Below are 15,023 nucleotides of genomic sequence, written 5' to 3'. Positions count from 1 at the left end.
GCAGCCAGCGCCTGCTGCAGCAGACAAACAGAAAGCCCCCGGCCATTGGGCCAGGGGCTTCTCGCTTGTTGCGCGGCCAGGATTTGAACCTGGGACCTCCGGGTTATGAGCCCGGCGAGCTACCGAACTGCTCCACCGCGCGTTGGGCTTCCCGTTTTGGGAACTTGTTTATCTTACATGCAGGTGAACGGGATACAAAATCGACCCAGCACCGGGTGCCCGCCGCAGGTCTATAGACGGCAGAAAAGCAGCAGGCCCCGGCAGGATTATCCCGCCGGGGCCCACTGCTTCAGCGCTTATCTAGCGCGACTACTCGCTCTCGAGTGCCTCAAGATCCGCAATGGCCTGGGCCAAGCGATCCTGTGCCTCACCGTAGGATGCCCAGTCACCGGCCTCAAAGGCCTCCTGGGAGTCCTGCCAAGCGTCGAGGATCTGCTCCCGCACCTCGGCCACGTCGCCGCTGCCAGCACCCGGTGTGGGCTCCGTTGAGTCGTCCTCGTCACCTTCAGTGGTGGCTTCCTCATCAGCCGGGGTGGTGGGCTCCTCTTCAGTGGCGCCCTCACCCCCGCCGTCGATCTCTTCCTCCACGGCATCAGCATCCACGCCGGCACCTTCTGCCACACGTGCACCGGAATCACCGCCGAAGGCATCGTCGAGCGCCTCATCGAGGGTGTCGCCGAAGCCGACTTCCTCGCCGAAGGCCACCAGCACGTGACGCAGTGCCGGGTAGGCAGCGTCAGTGGCGGTGGACTGCACGTAGACGGGCTGGACATACAGGATGCCCTCACCGGCCGGCAGGGTGATCATATTGCCGTTGATGACCTCGGAGGCACCCTGGCGCAGCAGGTTCAGCTGCTGGGAGACCAGGTTGTTCGAGTCGAAGTTTGCCTGGGTCTGCCCCGGCCCTGGGATGGCGGTGTCACGCGGAAGCTCCAGCAGCCGCAGCTGCCCGTAGTCCTCGTGCTTGACGCCGTCCTCACCGGTACCGGCATCACCGGAAGCGGCAAGGAAGCCGTAGAGCACGTTGCGCTGCTGACCCCCTGCGGCCACTGCAGGGATATAAGTAGACGTCAGCGAGAAGCTGGAATCATCCTGCCCCGGCATCTGCAGGGTCATGTAATACGGCGGCTGGGGCTCATCGCTGTCACGGGTCGGATCATCCGGGACACTCCACGCGTCATTGCCTTCGTAGAAGGTGCCGGGGTCCGTCACGTGGTACCGCGAGAGCAGTTCACGCTGGACGCGGAACATATCCTCGGGATAACGCACATGCTCCAGCAGTTCCGCACTCATCTCCGAATAGGACTGCAGCGAGTTCGGGAACACGTTCTCCCACGACTTGAGGATCGGGTCCTCATCATCCCAGGCGTAGAGCTCCACGGAACCGTCATAAGCATCCACAGTGGCTTTCACCGAGTTGCGGATGTAGTTGACCTGACCAGTCAGCGCAGGTGCACCCTGAGTCAGGGCATCAGTAGTAGCTGATTCCAGCTGCTGCTGAGCGGAGTACGGGAAGCTGTTGGAGGTGGTGTAGCCCTCAAGGATCCACTTCACGCGACCATCGATGATCGCCGGGTAGGCGTTCTGGTCGATCTCCAAGAACGGGGCGACCTTCTGCACACGCTCACGGGGCTGACGGTCGTAGAGGATCTGCGATTCCTCGTTGATATCACCGGAGAGGAAGATCTCCGGGGACTGGAAGCGCAGCGCGTAGACCAACCGGTTAAACAGATTGCCCACCGAGGGTCCGCCGTCGCCGGTGAAGGTGTACTGGGTCTCCTCCTGGGAGTCCTGCGCCGCGGGACGGTCCAGCTCCATCGGCGCTGCGCCCTCCGGGGCGCCCACGATCGAGTACAGCGGGGAGTTCTCGCCGAAGTAGATGCGCGGCTCGTAGTCCTGATCGCTGGCCAGCGCACCGTGGGTGGGGATACCCTGCAGGGTGAAGTCCGGGCGCCCTTCCTGGGTGACGGTGTTGGCATTAGCTGCCACCAGACCGTAGCCGTGAGTGTAGATCAGGTGCTGGTTCACCCAGGAGGCATCCTGGGGGACATTGACCTCGCGGGCGGCGATAACGGTGTCATGGCGCTCGCCCTCAATCTCATAGCGGTCAAAGCTCAGCGTGTCAGGGAAGGAGTAGTACTGACGGAACTGCTGGAATTGGCCAAAAGCGGCAGACACCAGATTGGGGTCCAGCAGACGGATGTTCTCAGTATTGGCTGCGTCATTGGCCAGCGCGCCCTCTTCAGGCACCATGGCAGCGGAGTAGTCCTGCTGCTCAATTCCCTCAAGGCCATAGGCGTAGCGAGTGAGCTCCATGTTGCGCTCAATGAAGGGCGTTTCCAGAGTCCGCTCAGAGGGCCGGACCTGGTATTCCTGCACCAGAAACGGGTAGATGCCGCCGCCGATGATCGCGGTGACCACCAGCATCGCCGCACCGATAATGGAGAACCGCCAACGAGCGGTGATGGCAGTAACGAGGAAGACGACGGCGACCAGCACCGCAGCCACGGCGAGAATGGTCTGGGCGGGGATGACCGCGTTAACGTCGGTGTACATGGCACCGGCCCAGTTGCCGCTCTGGTCCTGAAGTGTGGCGTAGCGGTTGAGCCACCAGTTTCCGCCCTGCAGCAGCAGGAAGACGGCACCGGCAACGGCGACGTGCCACCGGGCGGCCTTCTCCACCACGAATGAGCCGCTGGACTCGATCCGGATGGAGCCAAACAGGTAGTGGCACAGCAGACCGGCGATACCCGAGACCAGCACCGCTGAAATCAGGAAGCCGATCACGAAGTTCAAGAACGGCAGGGTAAAGACATAGAAGGCAAAGTCCAGGCCGAATTGCGGGTCAGTCCGGCCGAAGGGCTCCTGGTTGAAGAACAGCAGCACACCGTCCCAGTTGGCCTGGGCCGCAGTGCCGGCGAAGAGTCCCATCAGCACCGGCAGGCCAAAAATCAGCAGCCGACGCATCGAGGTCAGCGAACGCTGATACCGTGCCACGGACTCGTTGAGCTGGTCGTTAATGCTCTGCGGGCGAGTGCGGAATGCCAGAAATAGGCTGACCCACACCAGCAGTCCCATCACCAGGAAAGCTGCGGCGAAGACCGCCGCTCTGGTCAGGCGCTCAGTCCAGAACACCTCGGTAAAGCCGAGCTGGTTGAACCACAGAATCTCAGCGTAGAAACCAGCGAAGGCCACAAAAAGCCCCGCTAATACCGCCAGGATGACAATGGTGATCAGCAGCGCTGAGGGCCGCCGTGGCCCTGAGCTGCTTGATTCCGACTCGCGGCCGGAGCCGCCTGAGCCGTTACCCGGCCCAGAGCCGGATCCTCCTTGGCCGAAGATGCCTCCGGAGAAGGGGTTCGTCCCGCCGAATCCCTGAGTCAACGTATGTCCTCTGCTTTCCTCAAAGTGCCTAGTGCCTCAAACGTCTATGTATGGTGCTGTTGTCCGCTTCACGCGATGTCCGCTTCGCGAACCGTCTACCGGCCGCAGCTTTCAAGCTCGGCCAGTACGTCATCGTTGCCATCGCGCACGGCTTCCACGATCTCCACGGCCTGATCGACGTTCTCCACGCCGTAGACCGCGAGCCCCTCAGGAAGCCTGCCCTCAAGCTCATCACAGTTGTCCCGCGGAGCCAAGAACTGTTCAGCTCCGCCGTCGCGCGCGCCAATCACCTTCTGAGCGATTCCTCCGATAGGGCCCACTGTTCCATCCGGATCAACTGTGCCGGTTCCGGCCCAGTTCTCACCTCCGGTCAGCGAGTCCTCTGTCATCGAATCAATCAGCCCCAAGGTGAACATCAGGCCCGCAGAGGGACCGCCCACGCCCTCAAGTCGAATATCGGCCTCCACCGGGAACTCGAACTCGCTGGCCAGCAGAATCCCGACGTAGTACTCGCCGTCGGCCTCCTGATAGGTGGGCACCTCGACCTCAACGTGTTCTCCGTCACGGACCACAGTTAATTCTATCGACTCTCCCGCGGCGGCGTTGACCGCAGAGCGCAGACCTTCCAGACCGGTGACACGCTCACCAGCGGCTGCGATCACTTGGTCGCCAGGGGTCAGTATCTCCGGGGTGCCAGCTTCCACGGCCTGTTCGGTGAAATCCATCACTGAGAGCTCGACCTCGAAGTCCATCTCCAAATGGTCCAGGGCCGCGGCAAGGGCCAGCTCCTGGGAGGAGGCCATCGCCTGCGTGTTGTGCTGTCGAACCTCTTCAGCCGTAGTGCCGGAGGGGTAGACCAGCTCATGCGGGGTGATGTCGATGCCAGGGTCGAACCAGCCGCGTACTGCATCGGGAACCCGCACCGTAGAGGTGGGGGCCCCGCTGACAAACACGGTGGTCAGCGCCAGAGAACCCTCCGTCTCATATGTCTGGGCGCCGTGGACTGTGGTCACCGGCGAGCCATTGTCTTCACCGATGGTGTTGAAGATGGGGCCGGGAGATTCCAAAAGGTAGGGACTGGGCAGAGTCAGCGCCAGCATGCCCAGGATGAGTGCGCCGGCACCTGAAACGGCGCCAACAGTGCGCCGCAGAGTCATCGGCTCTCCCCGCCGGGTCCGTCCTGGGGCCCGTCAGTGTCCGTGCCGCTTTCGTAATCACCGTCGAGCAGTTTGCGCAGCTCTTCATCCATGGAAGCCGACTGCGCTTCGCGCTCCTCACGGCGACTGAAGAAACCTGACGGATCGTCGAGGTCCTGCTCTTCGGGCTGAACATCGGGGTGAGCCCAGACATCGTCCCGGCCTTCGATGCCTGCGGTCTCGCGCAGATGAGCCCACAGGGCTGCGGCGTCGCGCAGCCTGCGTGGCCGCAGCTCAAGTCCCACCAAGGCAGCGAAGGCGTCCTCGGCAGGGCCGCCGGTGGCCCGACGACGGTTCGTGGTTTCGCGCAGCTTCTCAATAGAAGGAAGATGAGCGCCTGCCTGGGCCACGACGTCGTCCACCCAGCCCTCTACCAGCGCCAGGGTGGTCTCGATCCTGCGCAGCGCAGCCTCCTGCATGGGGGTGCGGTCCTGACGGAAGAGCCCATCGCCAAAGACTGCTTCCATGGCGGCTGGATCGCTGGGGTCCATGGACTGGGCGGCTTCCTCAATGCGCTCCATATTGATGTGGATTCCGGCGGCATACTGCGCCACGGCGTTGAACAGATCATCCTCAAGCCATGGAGCGCGGGCGAACAGCCTGATTCGGGCAGCTTCCCGCAGTGCCAGATAGAGCAGAATCTCCTCGTGCTCGACCTGCAGGCCGGAGCCGAAGTCGCGGATATTCGCCGGGAGCAGCCCCATGCTCTGTCCGGCCATGGGCAGGCCAATATCGGAGCCAGAATGTACTTCTCGGGCCAGCTCACCGATGGCCTGACCGACCTGAGCGCCGAAGGCGACACCACCCATGCGCTCCATGGTCCCGGCCACCTGCTCAGCGGCTCCCGGAGGCAGCATGGACTTCAGCTCTTCGGGCAGGCCTGCGCCGTCATCGTTGAGCTGCTGGCGCACCACTGAACCCAGCGCCCGCCCCACGGCCTCCGCCACCGGCTCAGTGAGCACCTTCCAGGATTCGAAGGTCTGCTGGATCCATTGGCGGCGGGTCAGTCCCTGTCCGATCTGTCCCAGCGCCTCAAAACTGGTGGCCTCGTTGAGCCACATTTCAGCGAGCCGCAGGGCATCGTCGATCTGCTTGGCCTCGGCCGGGCTCACTGCGGGGTCATCTTCGCTGATGACCGCCAGGGCTGCGCTCTCGACAATGTCCCAGTTGACGGTCTCGCCGTCCTCCTGGTTCTGCATGGCCGAGAACATCGCCTGGACCTGGCCCATAATCTGCTGCATCATCGCCGGATCAGCGGCGAAAGGCAGCTGCGAGGGGTCGAATCCCGGGATGCCGGGGAATCCGCCCTGATCCGCCTTGTCCGAGCTGGAGCCTGAACCGGGCGTACCGGTGAACCCGATGGAGGGACCGCTATCCGGTTTCGGATCCTCTTCCTTGTCCTGGTCAGATTTCTCCCCGAAGGCCTCGCCGAAGAGCTTCCGGAGGAATTCTTCGTCTGGTCCCTGTCCGCGGTCCTCGCCGCCGGTGTCACCGGAATTGTGGCTCATATCTGGGCTCCTGCGCTTGTGATGATGCACGGATGTCGAAGTTTCAGACTAGCGCCGCGAACTGGGTGCTGTCTGGTCAGTACGCCCCCGTTCGCCGCTGGGAGAAGAACCGTTTGCCCAGTGATGCTCAGGGACTCGAAGACTTCCAGGCACGACGGCGACCCGGAGACTCCGCGGGGGTCCGGCGTGTCAGCAGACAGGAACACTCTGGGTGGGCGCTGAGATTCATCAGCTGACTGGTGCCCGAGTACGCATCAGTCAGCAGCACACCGGATTCCACCGCGGGAGCGCATGCGCCGTCAATCAGAATCTGCACCTGGTGGGCCACCGCAGATGCTGTCAGGGCGATGAGCTGCGCACTCACTGCTGCAGACGCGGATTCCCGGTGCGCGACCACCACTCCGTGGTGCTGCAGACACTCCGGGCAGCAGCCCTTTGCGGCAACCTGTTCATCATCTGGTGCTGCTGCCGGGTGGACGGTCCATTCCAGGGTGTTGCCCAGCAGCGGCCCGATGCGCAGCCATCCGGCACTGACACTCACCGGCAGCACCGGCAGGCCATCATTGACGGTGCTACTCAAGTACTCAGCAGAGCTGGCACGCGTCCCGGTGAGGACGCACAGGTCAGCACCCAGGACTGGGGCGCCCTCCGGAGCGTCAAGGACCAGGGTGGTATCAGCGTCGGGACGGGCCGGTGCGAGCATACGCAGCGCCGCGTTCAGCCGTGGCCTGCCCTGATCTGTCTCTCTGTACCGTGCTGCGTGACGACGGCGGCCCGGGCCGATCGGTTCTGCCGGGACATCGGAGCTGCCGACCGGGGTCTCATCTCGCAGCAGCAATGTTCCCAGACCCAAAGTGGTGAGCTGCTCTGCCACCGCCAACCCCAATGGCTCCAGCCCTTCCACCAAGACTGTGCTCAGCCGCCGTCGTGCCCGGTGAACGTCCTCAGCCCGGGGCCCTGGTGCAGCATTGGTGGGTGCTGTCATGACGGTCTACCTCGCTCACAGTCCTGGCTCCGACGTTCCCAGACGCCAGATTCTTGGTGCATTGCCGGTGGCAGTCATTCTTCTCTCTCGCGACCAATCCTGCAGAGGTTATCCACAGGCTCCCGACTGGCCTGCGGTGTTGGTCGGAGAGGCCCTAGGCTGATGGTGTGAGAGCAGGAACTGATGAGCAGCGCATCATGATCGACGGCGCCGAAGTGCTGGTGATTCGTTCTGCCCGGCGCACCCGGACGGTGACGGCAGAGCAGGTAGCAGGAAAGCTGCGGCTGCGAGTCCCGATGCGGCTCTCACAGCGTGAGGTGGAGAAGCACGCCCGTGCATTCCAGAAGCGCTTAGCTGCTCGTGCCTCTTCCTCCGGGCGCAGCGACGAGGCCCTTGAACAGCGGGCTGCTGAACTGTCAGTTCGCTATCTTGAGGGGGCTCCCAAGCCCGCCTCGGTGACCTGGTCAGCTCGACAGCAGCGACGCTGGGGCTCCACTACCTCCACAACCGGAGAGATCAGGCTGTCGGCACGGCTGCGCCATATGCCGGGCTGGGTGGTCGACGCGGTGTTGGTGCACGAGCTGGCCCACCTGATTGAGCCCAGTCATAACGCTCGGTTCAAGAATCTGGTGGCCCGCTATCCGCGCACCCAAGAAGCTGATGCGTTCCTGGCCGGGGTCAGCTGGGCTGACGGTCAGGCGCAGAGTTAGCCCGAACCAGTTTTGTCCGGCCAACAGCGCGAGGTCAGCCTCTATCGGCTGGAGACTGATGAGCTCTCACCCAGCTCGCTCAGGGCGTCCTTGAGTCGCTGACCGTGGACCTGCAGCTTCTTTTCCCCGATGCCGGGAATCTCCAGCAGCTCCTCATCAGTGCTCGGCAGCTTCTCCGCGATGACTTCGAGGGTGGCATCGCTGAAGACCATGAAAGCCGGGACCTCGAGTTCCTTCGCATAGTCCAGCCGCCACTGCCGCAACTGCTCAAAGACTGCCTCCTCGTAGCGCGGCGGACAGTTGGCGCAGCGCCGCCGTCCCACTTCCGCACCTTTGACCAGCACTTCGCCGCAGCCAAGGCAGCTCACCGCACGTTTGCGCTTGGAGTTATTCGGATTGGTCCGCCCGGATGACGGCGCGATCTGCCGGGCAGCCGGTTCCAAGCCCAGCTCCTTGCGCAGCGGAATCAGGAAGCGCGACGGCGTGCGCTTACCCCGGCCCCCTGAATGCCGGGCTGCAGCCGAGGAGAGTAACAGATGGGTCCGCGCACGGGTGATGCCCACGTAGAACAGTCGGCGCTCCTCATCGATCTCCTGCTGTTCTTTAGCGAAAGTGATGGGCATCAGCCCTTCGCACAGTCCGGCGAGAAACACCGCATCCCACTCCAGTCCCTTCGCCGAATGCAGCGAAGCCAGGGTCACGCCTTCTACTGTGGGGGCGTGCTGGGCGGCAGAGCGCTCATCAAGTTCGGCGAGGAAATCCCGCAGACTGAAGTTCTCACGCTCGGCGGCCAGCTGATCTGCCAGGGCCACCAGCGCGGCGAGGGACTCCCAGCGCTCGCGGACAGCCCCGGTGCTGGTGGGGGCATCACGGGACCAGCCCAGGGAGGAGAGCACCGCCCGCACCGAATCCGGGACCGGTTCCTGTTCATTGACCAGGGATGAGGTCCGCAGTGCCGCCATGGCCTCCCGAACTTCACGGCGGGAGAAGAACCGTTCGGAGCCGCGCAGCTGGTAGGAGATCCCCGCCGAGGCAAGCGCCTGCTCGAAGGCCTGGGACTGACCGTTCGTGCGGTAGAGAACCGCCATCTCAGATAGCGGCATGCCCGCATCGCACAGGTCGGTGATCTGTGCCGCGATCCAGGCGGCCTCGGCGTCGTCGTCGGCATGCTGGGTGATCTGCGGGGTGGGACCGGCCTGGCGCTGGGAGATCAGCTGCAGCGGTTCCGCCCACGGGGCGCTTCCGCCGGGTTTGCGATCAGCCAGGAGCACATTTGCCAGCTTCACCACCTGCGGGGTGGAGCGGTAGTCGCGGACCAATTTGACCACCTCCGCCTGCGGGAAGCGGCGCCGGAAGTTCAGCAGGTAGTCGGGGGTTGCTCCGGTGAAGGAGTAGATGGTCTGGGCAGCGTCGCCCACTACGCAGAGCTCCTCGCGGCCACCCAGCCACAGATCCAGCAGCCGCTGCTGCAAGGGTGAGACGTCCTGGTACTCATCGACCACAAAGTGCCGGTACTGCTGACGGACTTGGGCGGCTACCCGCTCATCGGATTCCAGCATTGCCACCGTGAACAGCAGCACATCCTCGAAATCCATCAGGTGACGGTCCTGCTTGAGGTCCTCATAGGCCTGGTACAGCTTGGCGAAGGCCTGGTGCTGTACCCCGGCTGGTTCGGGTCTGCCCGCTGCCCGGGCGAGATAACCCTCAGGAGTCAGGGTGGAGACTTTAGCCCATTCGATCTCGGAGGCGAAGTCCCGCAGCGAGGCGCGGTCTGTGGTCAGGCGCAGCCGGCGGGCGGCCTCGCCCAGAATTTTGACCTTGTGATCCACCAGCTGAGGCAGTGTCCCGCCCACGGTCAGCGGCCAGAAATACTGCAGCTGCCGCAGTGCTGCAGCGTGAAAGGTGCGCGCCTGCACACCGGGTGCGCCCAGTCCGGTGAGCCTGGAACGCATCTCGGCTGCAGCACGTGCAGTGAAGGTCACCGCCAACACCCGGTGGGGGTCATAGGTTCCAGTGCGCACCCCGTAGGCAATGCGGTGAGTGATGGCACGAGTCTTACCGGTACCTGCGCCGGCCAGAATGCACAGCGGACCGGTCAGCGTTGCCGCAGCCTGACGTTGTTCAGCGTCAAGTCCGTCCAGCACCGCCTCGGCCGGGGCGGCGGTCAGCGGGATGGGAGTGAGGCTCTCGGTCATGTCTCTACGGTAACGCCCGGCGTCGTAGTCCTCTTTCAGTTCTCCACAGGGCATATTCGCCCCTCATCAGCCCGTTAAGTTCCACTCCTCCCCGCGTTTCACCAGCGCGTGGCCAGTACGGGAATCTAGGCTGTGAGGCGTGCGATGGACTTCGATGGAACTGGCGGCTCTGGCCACACGTGCTGTGCCCGGGCTTTCGCCGACCGGTGTAGCTGATGCGGCAGATGATGCCCGCGACTTCACCTCTGCCGTCGTGGTCGACGCCGAGGGCAACCGCTGGCGCGTGCGCGCACCTCAGCATGCCCAGGCCGCGATGCGGCTGGAGACCGAGGTGCAGGTGCTGCGTGGTTTCTCCACCGGCATCCGCGCGGAGCTGCCCTTCCGGGTGCCCTCGGTAGCCGGTGCCACCCGGGTGGAGGAGATGCGCGTCTTCGTGTACAACCACCTGCCTGGCGCCTCGCTGCCTATGACAGAGCTGACGGAACAGTCCGCCGAGCTCATCGATGACCTAGGGCGCACTGTTGCGGCCATCCATGACCTCACCGAGACCGTGGTGGATCACGCGGACTTACCGCGCTACACCGCCGAACGGATCCGGCAGCGCAGGCTCAATGAGCTGGACGCCGCTGCCTCTACCGGCAAGATTCCAGCGCTTCTCTTGCGGCGTTGGGAGCACGCCATGGAGGAGAAGGATCTGTGGAGCTTCACCCCCGTGGTGGTCCATGGCGATCTGCACGAGGACAACCTGCTGGTCGAAGGCCACCGTGTGGTGGCGGTGACCGGCTGGACCGACCTGCATGTAGGCGACCCGGCCGATGATCTGGCCTGGCTGATCGCCTCCCCGGATCAGAACTTCGCCGACGCAGTCGTGGCCGGCTATCAGGCGCACCGCCGCAATGAGTCCGATGAGCATATTCTGCGCCGAGCGGCACTGTCAGCGGAGTTCTCGCTGGCCCAGTGGCTGGTTCGCGGCGAGAGCGAAAACAACGAGCAGATGGTCCAGGAAGCTCAGGGGCTGCTGACTCAGCTGGCCACTGACATCGAGACCTACGGCGGCCGGGAGATCTCCTTGACCCCGCCTGAGGGTGAAGAGGTCCGGCAGCCCGCCGAGGTACAGCATTCCAAGCCCGTCACCCGCGCCGGGGCGGCTGCCACCGTGGCCAGCTGGGGCGAACCTGAGGATGACGGTGAGCCTGTGGTCATCACTGACGCCTCGGCTCAGGACACCGACGACGCAGCATTCAGCGCCGATGAGGAGCCCACCGGCAAGGTTCCGCCGCTGCGCCCGCGGCCAGCTGTATCACCCAATCCGGCCCCCGCAGTTGCCTTCGATGAGGATCCGCCCACTGATCAGATCCCCGCATATGTGGAGGATGACTGGGAGGATGAGGAGATCACCGGCACGCTGCCGACGATCGGTTCGGCTCCCACGACTGGCTCATTGCCTATCCAGCCTGACGCGGCCTCGGAGAAGCGCGCCAAGCAGAAGAATTACTTCCCGGTGTCTGCTTCCTCGGCGGCCTCTGCCGGGTCTGCTGCCTCAGCCCGCTCCGCCGGTTCTGCCCGTTCAGCTGGCTCTGCCCTATCAGCTGGCTCTGCGGGTTCAGCAGTGTCAGCCAGCTCCGCCTCAAGCAGCGCCTCGGCCGTGTCGGCTCACAGCCCTGCTGAGGCCGCCGCTGAACCCAGTGGCACAGACGAGGCGGCGTCGTCCTCTATCTATGAGCGCCACCCCGGCCTGAAGCCTCCCGGCGCCTAAACCACCCCGCGGTGTTCCAGGCGACGACGCCTGCCTGCGCGGTGCTGCAGTTTTTCTTCAGACCATCTCTGGGGCGGGAATGTTCGCCCTGACCGAAGGGTTTCGTGTGCCATGATCGAGAAGTCGCCTACTAGGCAGATGTCCCGCAAGCAGATCGCTTTAGCGATTGTGGCACTGTCCATAGGTGGTTTCGCCGTCGGTGTGACTGAGTTCGCCATTATGGGCCTGCAGCGCGAAGCGGTGGCAGACCTGGGGATCTCCATCGGCGAGGGCGGCACCTTGGTGGCCATGTATGCCATTGGTGTGGTGGTCGGCGCTCCAGTGCTTTCCTTGATGGGCGCCAAGCGGGAACGCAAACAGTATGCGCTGATCTTGCTGGCGCTGTTCATCGGGGCTCATATTTTCAGTTTCTTTGCCCCCAATTACGAGCTGATGCTGCTGGGACGGTTCCTTTCCGGACTACCGCACGGCGCCTATTTCGCCACCGCTGCGCTCATGGCCGCACAGATGGCCGGACCTGCCAAGCGTGCCCGAGCGATCTCTGTGGTCCTGGGCGGAATCAGCATCGCCAATGTGGCCGGCGTCCCTCTGGTGACCTGGATCGGTCAGCAGTTCGGCTGGCGCTGGATGTATATGATCGTGGCCCTGCTGGCCATCATCACGATGGTTGCGGTGGCGACCTACGCCCCGCGGCAGCAGCCCCCGGCGGGGGCGACTGTTCGCGCTGAGATCGCAGGGCTGAAGAACCAGCGGCTCTGGGTCGGCATCGTGATGGGCGTCATCGGGTTCTCCGGCATGTTCGCCCTCTATGCCTATATCTCGCACGTCTCGGTGGAGGTCACCGGCTTCCCGGATGAGCGCCTGCCCTGGGTGGTCTTCCTCTTCGGCTTCGGCGGTGTCATCGGTAATTTCGTGGGCGGCTACTTCACGGACAAGTCCGTGCTGTGGACCGTCCTGGCAGCTATGGTCTCGGTGGCGGTGTTGATGTTCTGCTTCGCCACGACCGCCCACTTGCCCATCCCGATGCTCATTTTCCTGTTCTTAGTGGGCATTGCAGCCAGTACGCTGGGCCCCTCGATGCAGATGCATCTGATTGATACTGCTCCTGATGCACCACAGCTGGCGGCCAGCTTCCACCATTCTGCGTTCAATGCCGCCAATGCGCTGGGGGCGATTATGGGTGGGATAGTGATCGACGCCGGCTGGGGTCTGCGTGCCCCCACATATGTGGGCGCTGCGGCGGCCCTCCTGGGCGCTGTGATCTGCGTCTATGCCATCTGGCTGACCCGTCGGACCGGCGCCAAGATCTGACTCTGAAGTTCTGCTCGATCTCGGGAATGATCTGCCCCCAGGGTGGTGTTGTGCCACGAGTCCGCCGCTGAGAAGGTCTCAGGTTTCAACCAGACTCGGGTTCTTATACTCCCTGCGCATGTGCAATGTTGCCCGGACACAAGACTGACTAAATCCGTACGTCACTGACAGGTACTGATACGACATGGCTACTCACACTGCCGAAATTCCTGTGCGCAAAGAGCAGCGTTCTCCCGCTGAGCACGACCATCACACCCATTACGCCCCGGTCAGCGGACCGTTGGCCACGGTGACCGCTGCCATCCCAGTGGTACCCACTCACGGGCGGCCCAATATGACCCGCAGCCAGGTGGCTTTGGCGATCCTTGCGCTGTCTATCGGCGGATTCGCCATCGGAGTGACCGAGTTCGCGATCATGGGCCTGCAGCTGGAGGCTATCGCTGACCTCGGCGTCACCGAAGCCCAGGGCGGCACGCTGGTGGCGATGTACGCCTTCGGTGTGGTGGTAGGTGCCCCCATTCTGTCCCTGCTGGGCGCCAAGCGCGAACGGCGCAGTTACGGCCTGTTCCTGCTTGCGCTGTTCATCGCAGCCCATATCTTCAGTTTCTTCGCACCCACCTACGAAACCATGCTGATCGGACGATTCCTCTCTGGTATGCCCCATGGTGCGTATTTCGCCTGCGCTGCGCTGATGGCAGCCCATATGGCAGGGCCGGGCAAGCGTGCCCGCGCCATTGCGGTGGTGCTCTCCGGTATTGCCATCGCCAATGTGGCAGGCGTGCCGGTGGTGACCTGGGTGGGTCAGGAGTTCGGCTGGCGCTGGATGTACATGATCGCCGCCGCCTTAGCCTTGGTGACCTGGTTTGCGGTGGCGACCTTCGCTCCTCGCATGGAGGCTCCAGAGGGCGCTTCAGTACGCAGTGAGATCCGTGGTGCGCTGACCTGGCGGCTATGGGTCGGAGTCATCCTGGCGGTCTTCGGCTTCTGCGGAATGTTCGCTGTCTACTCCTACATCTCCCATATCACCGTCCGACTGGCTGGTATTGATGCCCAGTACCTGCCCTACGTGGTGGCGATCTTCGGCTTGGGCATGGTGATCGGGAACTTCATCGGCGGCTACTTCACCGATAAGTCGGTCCTGGGTACTGTGCTGGGTGCTGCTCTTGCGGTGGCTGTGCTGATGCTGGCCTTCAGCGCGTTCGCCCACATCTGGTGGCTGATGCCGATCCTGCTGTTCCTCTCCGGATTGGCTGCCAGCAGCTTGGGCCCGGCTATGCAGACTCATCTGATCGATATGGCCCCGAATGCACCGCAGCTGGCAGCCAGTTTCCAGCACGCGGCATTTAACGGGTCCAATGCCATCGGCGCATTGCTGGGTGGCTGGGTGATCGCCGCAGGCTGGGGTCTTCGTGCCCCCTCCATGGTGGGTGCTGCTGCTGCAGTCCTCGGGGTGCTCATCACGCTGTATGCGATGTACCTCAACCGCCGCCATGGCGAGCCGGCCACCAGCTAGGCCCGCGCTCTATCCCAGTTTCTGGCGGGCCTGAAGCAGTAGGGCCAGCAGCTGCGGCAGCTGTTCCTGAAGCTGGTCCACAGTGGGTACGAGCCCGGGTTCTCCTGCCACACAGATCAGTTCCATATAGACCTGCCCGGTGTGGTCGGTCACGGCCCGGCCACGTACTCGGGTGATCTGATCGGTGAGCTTGAGGGCGAACTCGGCTGCCTCGAGCCGGTCGGGCGCAGTGGCCGACTCGCTGATGGCCTCCTCGCTGGGGGTCAGTTCAATAACCCCGAGCATATGCACCCGCTGTGGCACCACGGAGGCCGTATTGCGGATGATCACTGGCGGCTGATCCCCCGGCTGAATCTCGAGGTCGTTGTATTCACGCACCTGATAGTTCAGCCCGTAGGCCGTCAGCACCCGGGTGTAGTTCTCAAGCCATTGCTGGTGGATATCCTGTGCAGCCATGGGTTCCAA

General features: G+C 63.6%; 10 protein-coding genes and 1 tRNA gene. 4 read left to right on the top strand and 7 right to left on the bottom strand.

Annotated features, from left to right (window positions below; translation table 11 throughout):
- Positions 1-68: 68 nt before the first annotated feature.
- The 5 genes from TX78_RS04585 to TX78_RS04565 all read right to left on the bottom strand — a co-directional run bounded on the left by TX78_RS04585 (position 69) and on the right by TX78_RS04565 (position 7,073).
- A tRNA-Met gene (locus TX78_RS04585) sits at positions 69-142 on the bottom strand.
- Positions 143-309: 167 nt separating this feature from the next.
- A complete protein-coding gene (locus TX78_RS04580) occupies positions 310-3,384 on the bottom strand; it encodes a UPF0182 family membrane protein (RefSeq protein ID WP_081652565.1) in 3,075 nt (1,024 codons plus the stop codon).
- Positions 3,385-3,479: 95 nt separating this feature from the next.
- The gene (locus tag TX78_RS04575) at positions 3,480-4,541 is read right to left on the bottom strand and encodes a YlbL family protein (protein WP_044494068.1); all 1,062 of its coding nucleotides are present in this window, start codon (positions 4,539-4,541) and stop codon (positions 3,480-3,482) included.
- Positions 4,538-6,088: a zinc-dependent metalloprotease gene (locus TX78_RS04570; protein ID WP_049897451.1), complete on the bottom strand. Its 1,551-nt coding sequence runs from the start codon at positions 6,086-6,088 to the stop codon at positions 4,538-4,540. Before TX78_RS04570 ends, TX78_RS04575 begins: the two co-directional genes overlap by 4 nt.
- Positions 6,089-6,215: 127 nt before the next feature.
- Entirely contained in the window at positions 6,216-7,073 is an 858-nt protein-coding gene (locus TX78_RS04565; protein WP_044494066.1) for a hypothetical protein, read from the bottom strand.
- A gap of 167 nt (positions 7,074-7,240) precedes the next feature.
- Here TX78_RS04565 and TX78_RS04560 point away from each other — a divergent pair, with 167 nt between their 5' ends.
- Positions 7,241-7,783 carry a M48 metallopeptidase family protein gene (locus TX78_RS04560; RefSeq protein WP_233722159.1) on the top strand — a complete coding sequence of 181 codons (543 nt, stop codon included), beginning with the start codon at positions 7,241-7,243 and terminating at the stop codon, positions 7,781-7,783.
- Between the two features lie 41 nt (positions 7,784-7,824).
- On the opposite strand, the gene TX78_RS04555 is transcribed toward TX78_RS04560, so the two are convergent.
- Positions 7,825-9,978 carry an ATP-dependent DNA helicase UvrD2 gene (locus TX78_RS04555; RefSeq protein ID WP_044494064.1) on the bottom strand — a complete coding sequence of 718 codons (2,154 nt, stop codon included), beginning with the start codon at positions 9,976-9,978 and terminating at the stop codon, positions 7,825-7,827.
- A gap of 139 nt (positions 9,979-10,117) precedes the next feature.
- On the opposite strand from TX78_RS04555, the gene TX78_RS13930 reads away from it, so the two are divergent.
- The 3 genes from TX78_RS13930 to TX78_RS04540 all read left to right on the top strand — a co-directional run bounded on the left by TX78_RS13930 (position 10,118) and on the right by TX78_RS04540 (position 14,558).
- Entirely contained in the window at positions 10,118-11,734 is a 1,617-nt protein-coding gene (locus TX78_RS13930) for a phosphotransferase (protein WP_187118356.1), read from the top strand.
- Between the two features lie 111 nt (positions 11,735-11,845).
- Positions 11,846-13,045: an MFS transporter gene (locus TX78_RS04545; protein ID WP_044494062.1), complete on the top strand. Its 1,200-nt coding sequence runs from the start codon at positions 11,846-11,848 to the stop codon at positions 13,043-13,045.
- Between the two features lie 184 nt (positions 13,046-13,229).
- Entirely contained in the window at positions 13,230-14,558 is a 1,329-nt protein-coding gene (locus tag TX78_RS04540; protein WP_049897450.1) for an MFS transporter, read from the top strand.
- A 9-nt stretch (positions 14,559-14,567) separates the two neighbouring features.
- Here TX78_RS04540 and TX78_RS04535 read toward each other — a convergent pair whose 3' ends face one another.
- Complete coding sequence (locus tag TX78_RS04535) at positions 14,568-15,014, bottom strand: hypothetical protein (protein WP_147640414.1); 447 nt, start codon at positions 15,012-15,014, stop codon at positions 14,568-14,570.
- Positions 15,015-15,023 lie beyond the last annotated feature (9 nt).

It is taken from the genome of Nesterenkonia massiliensis (assembly GCF_000455245.1).
GTDB classification, from domain to species: Bacteria; Actinomycetota; Actinomycetes; order Actinomycetales; family Micrococcaceae; genus Nesterenkonia; species Nesterenkonia rhizosphaerae.
This window is presented reverse-complemented; position numbering and strand designations above follow the sequence as displayed.

What these genes read in the sequence shown, in the direction of transcription:
- TX78_RS04575 (WP_044494068.1), bottom strand. Translation starts at nt 4,541, where the DNA reads ATGACTCTGCGGCGCACTGTTGGCGCCGTTTCAGGTGCCGGCGCACTC.
- TX78_RS04570 (WP_049897451.1), bottom strand. Translation starts at nt 6,088, where the DNA reads ATGAGCCACAATTCCGGTGACACCGGCGGCGAGGACCGCGGACAGGGA.
- TX78_RS04565 (WP_044494066.1), bottom strand. Translation starts at nt 7,073, where the DNA reads ATGACAGCACCCACCAATGCTGCACCAGGGCCCCGGGCTGAGGACGTT.
- TX78_RS04555 (WP_044494064.1), bottom strand. Translation starts at nt 9,978, where the DNA reads ATGACCGAGAGCCTCACTCCCATCCCGCTGACCGCCGCCCCGGCCGAG.
- TX78_RS04545 (WP_044494062.1), top strand. Translation starts at nt 11,846, where the DNA reads ATGATCGAGAAGTCGCCTACTAGGCAGATGTCCCGCAAGCAGATCGCT.
- TX78_RS04540 (WP_049897450.1), top strand. Translation starts at nt 13,230, where the DNA reads ATGGCTACTCACACTGCCGAAATTCCTGTGCGCAAAGAGCAGCGTTCT.
- TX78_RS04535 (WP_147640414.1), bottom strand. Translation starts at nt 15,014, where the DNA reads ATGGCTGCACAGGATATCCACCAGCAATGGCTTGAGAACTACACCCGG.